Below are 9,467 nucleotides of genomic sequence, written 5' to 3'. Positions count from 1 at the left end.
ACGGCGGCGTTTTCGGCGTCGAGGCCGGCCTGGGTTTGGGCCTGCTGGGCATTGAGCAAGTTCAGCTCCAGCTGGATGACGTCGCTCTGCGAGAGGCGGCCCAGGCGGTAGCGCTCCTGGCCCACGCGCAGCAGTTCGGCGGTGGCCAGGGCGTTTTGGGCGGCCACGGCGGCGTTCACCTGCTGCACCAGCACGTCGAAGTACAATTCGGTGGCGCGCTGGGCCACGGTTTCGCGGTCTTCGGCAAACTGGCGCTGGCTCTCGCGGTAGCGCAGCGGCTCCACGGCCCGGGCCCAGCGCAGCGGGTTGAAGTAGCCAATGGGCTGCGTCAGGCCCAGCGTAAAGGGCTGGTTGTTATACTGCCGGGTGTTGCCGTTGAAGTTATCGAACCGCTGCACCTGCGAGCCCAGCACCACCTGCCCACCCGTCAGGCCGATGTTCTGCGTGAGGGCCACGCCCAGCATCGAGTTGTTGATGCGCACCGACTGGAAGGCCGTGGTGCCGTCGGGCTGCACCACCGGCGCAATCACGCGGCTGAAGTTGGGCAGCACCCCTTGCAGCCCCAGCTGCGGGCGGAAATTAGCCTGGTAAGCGCGGTAAGACCAGTAGCCGGTTTCGCGGTTGGTGCGCGCCTGCTGGCCCACGGCGGCGCGGCCCTGGGCCTGGGCCACCACGTCGGCCAGCGTCAGGCTGTCGGCGGCGGTGGGGCCCTGGGCGCTGGCGGTTAGGAAGGTGCAAAGTACTAGGAGGCAGCCTAGTGCAAACCCCGCCCCCGCCCCCCAAAGAGGGGTGCGTTCAACGATCCCAGAACGTCAGTTACTGGCACCCCTCCCTTTTGGGGAGGGGCCGGGGGCGGGGTTACCCGGCTGAATAGTTTGGTGAAGAGCGTTTTCATGGGCGGGGCGCGTTAGTCGTGGAGCGCCAACTCGGGCGTTTCCAGGTGGTCTTTCATGTCCGATACCACTACCTCGTCGCCGGCTTGCAGGCCGCTGGTTATCTGCACGTAATCGAAGTTGCTGTCGCCGAAGCGCACCACTTTTCGCAGGGCCTTGCCGCCCTGCACCACAAACACCGCCTGCTCCTGCCCACCCTGGTAGAAGGCCCGTTTTTAATGCGCAGCACGTGCGGGTGGGCCCGGGTAATCACAAACACGTCGGCCCGCAGGTTGGCGCGCAGGGCCGGGGCGTGGTCGTTGGCCAGCTGGGCGTAAAACGTCACCACGCCCTTGTCCACGGCCGGGCTGATGCTGGCCACGGTGCCGCGCAGGTCGGTGCCGTTGGCGCGCACCACCACGGGGTCGCCGGGGTGCAGCTGGCCCGCGTAAGCGTCTGACAACGTGGCCCGCACCCGGAAACGGCTGAGGTCGGCCACCCGGGCCAGGGGCTCGCCGGCGGGCACGGCGGCCCCCAGGTTGTCGTTCACCCAAGTCAGCACGCCCGGCTGGGGGCTGCTGATGTCGGCCTGCCGCAGCTTGCCGGCCAGCTCGGCAATGCTGCGCTGCTGCATCGATACGGTGTAGCCCAGCTCGCGCACGTCGGCGGCGCTGGCCCGGCGCTGGTTGGCGAGCTGGCGGGCCAGGCGGTCGGCCTCCAGGCGGGCCACGGCCAGGTTCAATTCGGCCTGGCGCACGGCCTCGGCCGTGCCGCCGCCAATTTCCAGCAGGTGCTGCTCGTCGCGCAGCGTCGATTGCAAGCTCCTGACTTTCACGGCCTGCGAGGCGGCTTGGGCCCCCAGGTCGTTGAGGTGGCCTTCGAGGGCCAGGCGCAGCTGGTCGTTCTTGTTCTGGTTGCGCAGCTGCTCGTCGTCGAGCCTGGCTAGGGCCCCCTGCGAGGCTTCTTTGTCGAGTTCCAGGATGGTTTGGCCCGGCATCACCTGGGCACCCACGGCCACGGCTACCCGCCGGATGGTACTGGCTATCGGGCTGGCAATCACCGCCTCGTGGGCCGGAATGATGGTGCCGGCCGCGGTGAGGGCCGCTTCTACGTCGCCGGTTTCCACGCGGGCCGTCAGCACGTCGGCGCGGCGTAGGCTGGGCTGCAAGGCCTTGCGCAGGCCCCACCAGCCGGCCACGGCCAGCGCCAGGGCCCCCAGGCCCAGCAGCCACTGGCGGCGGCGGCGGTTCGTTTGAACGGATGGGGCAAGGGCTCTGTCCATTTTCGGGCACTGTAGGGGATGGTTCTACCCTACTTTGCCAAGCCGCGTGCCAATTTTATAATTACTTGTATTTCAGTAATTTGTAATCAAAAACGCAGAAAGTTAGGCTGCAAAAACTGTCCATTTTTGGACACCTGTCCGGTGCTGGACAGGTGTTTAGGCCCTCGGCCGGGGGTGAGGTTCCCCCAGCCGAGGGCCCCAGTACAACCCATTCCCAAAATCGGCCTACTTTCGCCCCATGACCCTTCGCCTCTCCCTACTCCTGCTTGCCACTACCCTCCTAAGTGCAGCCCCTACGCCGCAGCAATTGGTGGTGCCGGGCCGCAGCCTGGGGCAGGTACAGCTGGGCCTGGCCCCAGCCACCGCCCACCTCCCCACCACGCCGCCCAACAGCACCGACGGGGCCATGGGCAAGGCCTGGGCCAGTTGGTACGGGGCACGGCCAGCCCACGGGGCCCCCACCGAATTAGATGTGTACACGGCCCCGCCGCCCGGCGACGACGGCAGCCACCGCTCGGTGCAGGTAGTGCGGTCCACGTCGCCTTACTTTCAGCTGGCCAACGGGTTACACGCGGGCTCGAACCTGCGCAGCATCCGGGCGGCCTACGGGGCCCTGCCGCTGGCCACAACCTACAGCGTGCCGGGCGGCGTGCGCTATCTCTACGACGCGGGGCCCAAGGGTATTGCCTTCGAAACCAACGGCAAAGCCTTGGACAGCAAGTGCACCGCCGTTATCGTGCACCTGCCTAAGCTGGCCGCGAAGAAATTCTACGTATCCATGGGCCAGTACCTGCACGGGCGCACTAAGCCGCGCTAGGGGCCCTGGAAGGTTATAAAGATTAGGCAGAACGGTTAACTAAAGACCGCCATGCTGAGCGTAGCCGAAGCATCTCTACTGCTCAACTACTCCAATTGATCGGTATACTGCTGCGGGAGAGATGCTTCGGCTGCGCTCAGCACGACCGTTCTTTTGGCGATTAATCCAACCGCCTAAAGACACACCCGGGGCCCCTAGTTGCCCCATATTTGCCACACCAGCACCGAGGCGGCGTAAGCCAGGCCGGTCATGTACACGAGCTGGGCGGCGGGCCAGCGCCAGCTCTTGGTTTCGCGGTACGTCACGGCCAGCGTGCTCATGCACTGCATGGCAAAGACGTAGAACACGAGCAGCGAAAACGCCCGCGCCGGCGTGAAAAACGGCTGGCCGTCGAGCCCTTTTTCGGCCCGCAGCTTCTGCTGCACGGTGCCCATGTCGGCGTCCTGGCCCACGCTGTAGATGGTACTCATGGTGCCCACGAACACCTCGCGGGCGGCGAAGGAGGTGAGCAGCGCGATGCCGATTTTCCAGTCGAAGCCCAGCGGGCGGATGGCCGGCTCCAGGGCGTGGCCGAACGAGCCAGCGTAGGAGGTTTCGAGGCGGGCCGAGGCCACCTGGCGGCCCAACTCGGCGGGCGTCCAGTGGTGGATAGCGGCTTCGCGGCGGGCCTGGGTCTCGGCCACTTCCTGGCGCTGGCCGGGGCCGTAGCTGGCCAAGCCCCACAGCAGCACCGAGATGGCCACAATTACCTGCCCGGCCTGCCACACGAAGGCCTGCACTTTTTGGTAGATGGTGAGGCCCACGTTTTTCCAGCGCGGCCACTTGTACACCGGAAACTCCATGATGAAGTAGCTCCGCTCGCGGGCCTTCAGCAGCACCTTCAGGAGCCACGCCGAGCCCAGGGCCGAGCACAGCCCGAGCAGGTACAGGCCCATCAGCACCACGCCGCGCAGGTTGAAAAAGCCCACGCTCTCGTCGGGCACCACCAGTGCCACCAGCACCGTGTACACCGGAATGCGCGCCGAGCACGACATCAGGGGCGTCACGAAAATGGTGATCATGCGGTCCTTCCAGCTCTCAATCGTGCGGGCCCCCATAATGGCCGGCACAGCGCAGGCCAGGCCCGAAATCAGCGGTACCACGCTCTTGCCGCTCAGCCCGAAGGGGCGCATCAGCTTGTCCATGAGGAAGGTAACGCGGGCCATGTAGCCGGTTTCCTCCAGCACCGCCAGGAAGGCGAAGAGCAGGGCAATTTGCGGGATGAAGATGAGCACGCCGCCCAAGCCGGCCAGCACACCCTCCGTAAGCAGCTTGGTGAGGGGCCCCGGGGGCAGCGTGCTTTGCAGCCAGCCGCTCAGGGCCCCAATGCCCTGGTCAATCAGGTCCATGGGGTACTGGGCCCAGGCGAAAATGGCCTGGAACAGCAAAAACAGCACGGCCAGAAAAATCAGGTAGCCGCCCACGCGGTGCGTCAGCACGCGGTCGATGCGGTTGCTGACGGGCTCGCGCTGCTCGGTGCGCGTCACCGTCACGGTTTCGAGCAGAATCTCGTTGATGCGGGCGTAGCGCCCAATGGTTTCGCTGGCCTGCTGGGCCGTGCCGTCGAAGGCGTATTCTTGCACCAGACTTTGCACGTAGGCGCGGTCTTCGGCGCCGAGGAAGGCCAGGTACTCGGCCTGCTGGGCGTAGTGCAGCGCCAGGTAGTCGCTGTGCAACCGGAAGTGGTCGCGCAAGCAGTGCACGAGCTGCTGCACCGCCGAATCGGGCTGCCAGAAGCGCACGGGCGGGGCAGCCAAGCGCTCGGCCATCACAATTTTGAGGGCTGCCACGCCGATGCCCTTGCGCGCGTTCATGGGCACCACGGGCACACCCAACTCGGCCTCCAGGGCCCCCAGGTCGATGTGCACGCCGTGGCGCTCGGCCACGTCGGTCATGTTCAGGGCCAGGATGGCGGGCAGGCCCAAATCAGCCAACTGACTGAAAAGCAGCAGGCTGCGGCGCAGGTTGCTGGCGTCCACCGTCACCACCACGAAGTCGGGGTAGCTGGTGGACGACGGGTCGTAGAGCAAGTCGGTGATGACGCGCTCGTCGAGGCTTTTGGGGTAGAGCGAGTAGGTGCCGGGCAGGTCCACAATCTCGGCCCGGCGGGCGGGCGTGAGCTGGGCCCAGCCGCTCTTGCGGTCCACGGTCACGCCGGGGAAGTTGCCCACCTTTTGGTTGAGGCCGGTGAGCTGGTTGAAGAGCGAGGTTTTGCCCGAGTTGGGGTTGCCGATGAGGGCGATGCGCATGGGCCGCGCCGCTGCCTCCGGGGCCCCGGGGCCCGCGGCCGGCGCCGCCGCGAGGATCCGAGCGTCCGCCATCTCCTTGGTCGTTAGTCCTTAAGCAAAATAGTGGCCGCCTCGCTGCCGCGCAGCGAGAGCGTGTACTCCTCGTCGCCGAGCACCAGCATCAGCGGGTCGCCGAAGGGGGCGCGGCCGCTCAGGCGCACCGTGATGCCGGGCACGCAGCCCATGTCGAGCAGGCGCAGGGCCATCACGGGGTCTTCGAGGCAGCAAATGGTGCCGGTTTCGCCCACGCGCAAGTCGCGGGCCGTGCGCCGGGAAGCGGGGATGGGGGAAGGAGCAGCCACAGCGGGGGTATACGGCATTCTATTTAGAAAGGCTTTAAACAAAGGTACGCCACCGGCGCCAATCGCGGAAACCCAAAAAAGGCCCCTGGCGCGGGGCCCCGGACACGGGCGCCAAAACCATTGGCGAGAATTTTCACGTAATTGTTTAAGACAATTTTTTTTATAATATCTTTCGACCTGAATTTGCAGTATTTACCGCTGAACTATCCAATCATGTTAAAACGCTTACTTTTTATTGCATTATGCGGTGTTATGTTACCCGCTTATACTTACGCGCAGTCCGGACAAGTGCTACTTAAGGGCACTATCGTGGATGCCACCACCAAGGAGCCCCTGCCCTTCACGTCCATCGGGCTGAAGGAGGAGCAAGTGGGAGCCCTGAGCAACGAACACGGCCAGTTTGTGGTGCCGGCGCCCACCAAAAATGCGCAGGATACCCTGCTCATCATGGCCCTGGGCTACCTGCGCAAAACCGTGCTCGTGAAGCGCGGCGCCGCCCTCGACAACCTCACCATCGAGGTGCCCAAGCAGGCCGTGGCCCTGAAAGAAGTGACGGTGAAGGCCGGCAAAATCAAAAACGCCGCCCTGGGAGCCCGCACCAACAACCCCGGCGAGGGCATGATCCAGGGCCAGGCAGGCTCGCAGTACGCCTTTTTTGTGAAGAACGACAAACAAAAAAAGCTGGGCGCGGTGCGCACCGTGTCGTTCTACATCGGCGAGAACGGTTTCCCCCGCGAGCCCTTCCGGGTGCGGATTTACAAGGCCGACGGCAACTACAACGCCCCCAACACCGACCTGCTGACGGAGAACGTGGTGGTATCGGCCCCCCAAGGCGGCCAGTGGTACACCGTGGACCTGACGCCCTACAACGTGGTGGCCCCCGACGAAGGGTTTTTCGTGGCGATGGAATGGGTGGTGAGCGGCGACAAGTTCTTCACCACCAACTTCATGGACGACTACACGCCTTACGGCCAGATCATGAAGCCTACGTTTGAATTCAAGGAAAGCCGCACCTGGACCTACAGCATTGGCAAGGGCTGGAACCTGATGACGCTGGCTAACGGCACCGGCCAGCGCTACAACGCCATGATCAAGGCCGACGTGGACATGATTAAGTAAGCGCCAGCAAACCAAGCTATTCACCTGCCTATTTTATTTTTTGGGGCCCCGCGCGCAGCCGCGGCCCCCGCGCCCCGCCGCCGCGCCGCGCCATTTGTTACCCGTTATACCTCCCGCTTCCATGCTGAAGAAACTACTTTTTCTCCTATTGAGCGCCGGCTTGCTACCGGGCCTGGCCCGCGCCCAGGAGGGCCGCATCACCGGCCGCGTCGTGAACCAGGCCACCAAAGACCCCGTGGCGTTTGCCTCCATCAGCCTCCGCGACGAGGGCACTGGGGCCCTGACCAACGAGTATGGCTACTTCCAGCTGGCCATGCCCGAGCGCAGCCTCGACGATTCCATTGTAGTGGAGGCGCTGGGCTTCCGGCGCACGGCCATCCGCGTGAAGCGCGGGGCCAATATGGAAGACCTCATCATTGAGCTGCCCAAGCAAACCGTGCAGCTAGCCGAGGTCACGGTGAAGGCCGCCCAAATGAAGCCCGCCCTGCTGGGGGCACACACCACCTCGCCCGGCATGGGCATGATCCAGGGCCTACCCGGCTCGCAGTACGCGGCGCTGATGAAGAACGACAAGCAGAAAAAGTTCGGCTACATCCGCTCCGTCTCGTTCTACATCGGCGAGAACGGCTTCCCGCGCGAGCCGTTTCGGGTACGCCTTTACCGGGCCGACGGCAACTACAATGCCCCAAACTCGGACCTGCTGCTCGACAACGTGGTGGTGTCGGCGGCCCGCGGCGGCGGCTGGTTCGACGTGGACCTGACCTCGTACAACATCCCGGCCCCCGACGAGGGATTTTACGTGGCCATGGAGTGGATCGTGAGCGGCGACAAGTTCTACACCACCAACTTCATGGACAACTACACGCCCTACGGCCAGATCCTGCGGCCCACCTTCGAGTTCAAGGACAGCCGCACCTGGCTCTACGCCATCGGCCGCGGCTGGAGCCTGATTACGCTAGCCAACGGCGCCTCGCGCTACAATGCCATGATCCGGGCCGAAGTGGACGCTACCAAGTAGAGCCCCGGCAACGCCCCGCCCCGGCCAGCAATGGCCAACAGGATTAGGACTTACATACAACGCTGCTTTTTAGCCCCAGCGGGGCGGCCCGTCGGTAATAAGAAATTGACTAGCTGAACTAAAGCCCCAGCGGGGCGACCCTTGCGATTGGGTCGCCCGCTGGGGCTTTACCTTTTACTTACAGCCATTTGCTACCAGCGGGCCACCCCGCTGGGGCTACTAGAGGGGTTTCGGGGTTGGTGTAGGGGGCACCTTACGAGCCCCCCCGAAAGTGCTCCAAATGCTCGGCTGCGTAAGGCCGGAAGCCTGCAAAAAAGCCCCCGGCAACGTGCGTTGCCGGGGGCTTTTTTACTGCCGTGGGGCCCTACTTTTTGGCGGGGCCCCGCTCGGTAATCCAAGCGCGGATGGTTTCTTCGGCCAGGGGCGAGAACGTGGGCTTGGGCTGGCCGGCCACCACGGGCCACTGCCCAGGCTCGGGCTGGAAGAGGTGGTTGACGCCGGGCAATTTCTTCACCATGAGGCCCTTGTTGGTCTTGAGGCCTTTTTCGAGGGCTGCCAGGTTGGCATCGGCACTCACGAAGCCGTCGGCGGTGCCGTTGAGCAGCAGCACGGGGCAGGCCACAAACTTGAGGTTGGCGGCGGGGTCAAAATCCAGGAAGTAACGGTAGCGGGGGGTGGTCATTTCGGCGGCGCGGCGCTGGGCAGTGGCCGCGTCGGTGGGGCTGCTGCTGTGGCGCAGCAGGTTGGTCACCATCATCCGGGCCAGGTCGTTGTCGGGCGTGCGGCCGATGACGTCGAACACGGCCTGCTGGCGCTTGGCAATGGCGGCCAGCTCCGCGTTGTCGGTGCCGAGCTGCCGCAGCGTGGTGCTTTGCTGCTGGATCACCAGCTCGCGGCCGGGCAGCCCGGCCGCGGCCAACGTTACCACAAAGGCGGGCGGCAGCGGCTGGGCCGCCGCCAGCAGGGCCACGTTGCCGCCCTCGCCGTGGCCGATCAGGCCCAGCCGCGACGAGTCGGCCTCGGGCCGGTTGCGCAGGAAGCTGAGGCCCGCCTGCGCATCGCTCACCAGCTCGGCGGCGGTGGGCTCGGGCCCGGGGGCCCCGCCCTGGCCCATGCCGCGGTCATCGAAACGCAGCACGGCAATGCCGCGCCGGGTGAGGTAATCGGCCAGCTGGCCCAGCGGGGCGTAGCCCTCCACGGCGCCGTTGCGGTCCTGCACGCCGGCGTCGCTCACCAGCACCACGGCCGGGAAGGGCCCCGGGCCCGCCGGCACCGTGAAGGTACCGGCCAGGCGCGCCGACGCCGCCCCGCCGCCAAACGTCACGTTTTCTTCGCGGTAGGGCGGGGTGAGGCGCGTGGACGCGGCCGCGGCCACCGGCACGGCCGAATGCGCCAGCGCCATGGCCACCTTGAAGCCGGGCTGCTGCCAAGTGCCCACCAGCTGCTGCCCTCCGGCCGCCAGCACGCCCACGAAGCGGCTGCCCGCGGCCGGCGCATAGAATTGCACCGTGTCGTGGCTCTGCGTCACCTGCACTTCCAGGTGGCTCACCTTCTGCATGGGCACGTCGAGGGTGCCGAAGTAGTCGCCGCTGGTGAGCTTGAGGAAACGGAAAATGACTTCCAGCGAGCCACCGGGCACTTTCAGGGGGCCTTTCCAGAAACCGTCGAGGGCGCCGGGCACGGCGGCGGGCCGCACGGGGCCCCCGCCGGCCGGCGCGCCGGACTGGGCG

Annotated in this window: 9 protein-coding genes; 3 read left to right on the top strand and 6 right to left on the bottom strand. The window is 65.6% G+C overall.

Features of this window, described 5'->3' with window-relative positions:
* The 3 genes from BEN49_RS06550 to BEN49_RS06545 all read right to left on the bottom strand — a co-directional run.
* Window positions 1-674, bottom strand: a 674-nt coding sequence (locus BEN49_RS06550) for a TolC family protein (protein WP_141765623.1), incomplete at its 3' end; no start/stop codon positions are given.
* Between the two features lie 233 nt (window positions 675-907).
* Window positions 908-1,063 carry a permuted SH3 domain-containing protein gene (locus BEN49_RS31270; RefSeq protein ID WP_498366027.1) on the bottom strand — a complete coding sequence of 52 codons (156 nt, stop codon included), beginning with the start codon at window positions 1,061-1,063 and terminating at the stop codon, window positions 908-910.
* A complete protein-coding gene (locus BEN49_RS06545; RefSeq protein ID WP_083325834.1) occupies window positions 994-2,154 on the bottom strand; it encodes an HlyD family secretion protein in 1,161 nt (386 codons plus the stop codon). Before BEN49_RS06545 ends, BEN49_RS31270 begins: the two co-directional genes overlap by 70 nt.
* Before the next feature lie 238 nt (window positions 2,155-2,392).
* Here BEN49_RS06545 and BEN49_RS06540 point away from each other — a divergent pair, with 238 nt between their 5' ends.
* Window positions 2,393-2,971: a hypothetical protein gene (locus BEN49_RS06540; RefSeq protein WP_125916571.1), complete on the top strand. Its 579-nt coding sequence runs from the start codon at window positions 2,393-2,395 to the stop codon at window positions 2,969-2,971.
* Between the two features lie 194 nt (window positions 2,972-3,165).
* Here the strand turns inward: BEN49_RS06540 and feoB are convergent, their stop codons facing one another.
* Window positions 3,166-5,331 carry a ferrous iron transport protein B gene (gene feoB / locus BEN49_RS06535; RefSeq protein ID WP_083325833.1) on the bottom strand — a complete coding sequence of 722 codons (2,166 nt, stop codon included), beginning with the start codon at window positions 5,329-5,331 and terminating at the stop codon, window positions 3,166-3,168.
* Window positions 5,332-5,342: 11 nt separating this feature from the next.
* Entirely contained in the window at window positions 5,343-5,600 is a 258-nt protein-coding gene (locus BEN49_RS06530) for a FeoA family protein (RefSeq protein WP_239691842.1), read from the bottom strand.
* A 252-nt stretch (window positions 5,601-5,852) separates the two neighbouring features.
* Here BEN49_RS06530 and BEN49_RS06525 point away from each other — a divergent pair, with 252 nt between their 5' ends.
* Both BEN49_RS06525 and BEN49_RS06520 read left to right on the top strand, forming a co-directional pair.
* Complete coding sequence (locus tag BEN49_RS06525; RefSeq protein WP_158022770.1) at window positions 5,853-6,719, top strand: carboxypeptidase-like regulatory domain-containing protein; 867 nt, start codon at window positions 5,853-5,855, stop codon at window positions 6,717-6,719.
* Between the two features lie 121 nt (window positions 6,720-6,840).
* Window positions 6,841-7,737 carry a carboxypeptidase-like regulatory domain-containing protein gene (locus BEN49_RS06520; protein WP_070742252.1) on the top strand — a complete coding sequence of 299 codons (897 nt, stop codon included), beginning with the start codon at window positions 6,841-6,843 and terminating at the stop codon, window positions 7,735-7,737.
* A 364-nt stretch (window positions 7,738-8,101) separates the two neighbouring features.
* On the opposite strand, the gene BEN49_RS06515 is transcribed toward BEN49_RS06520, so the two are convergent.
* Window positions 8,102-9,467 (bottom strand): alpha/beta hydrolase (locus tag BEN49_RS06515; RefSeq protein WP_070742251.1); only part of this gene is annotated, 1,366 nt, incomplete at its 5' end.

The sequence above is a fragment of the Hymenobacter coccineus genome, assembly GCF_001816125.1.
GTDB lineage: Bacteria > Bacteroidota > Bacteroidia > Cytophagales > Hymenobacteraceae > Hymenobacter > Hymenobacter coccineus.
Note: the sequence above shows the minus strand (reverse complement) of the source record. Positions and strands in the feature narration are given on the sequence as shown.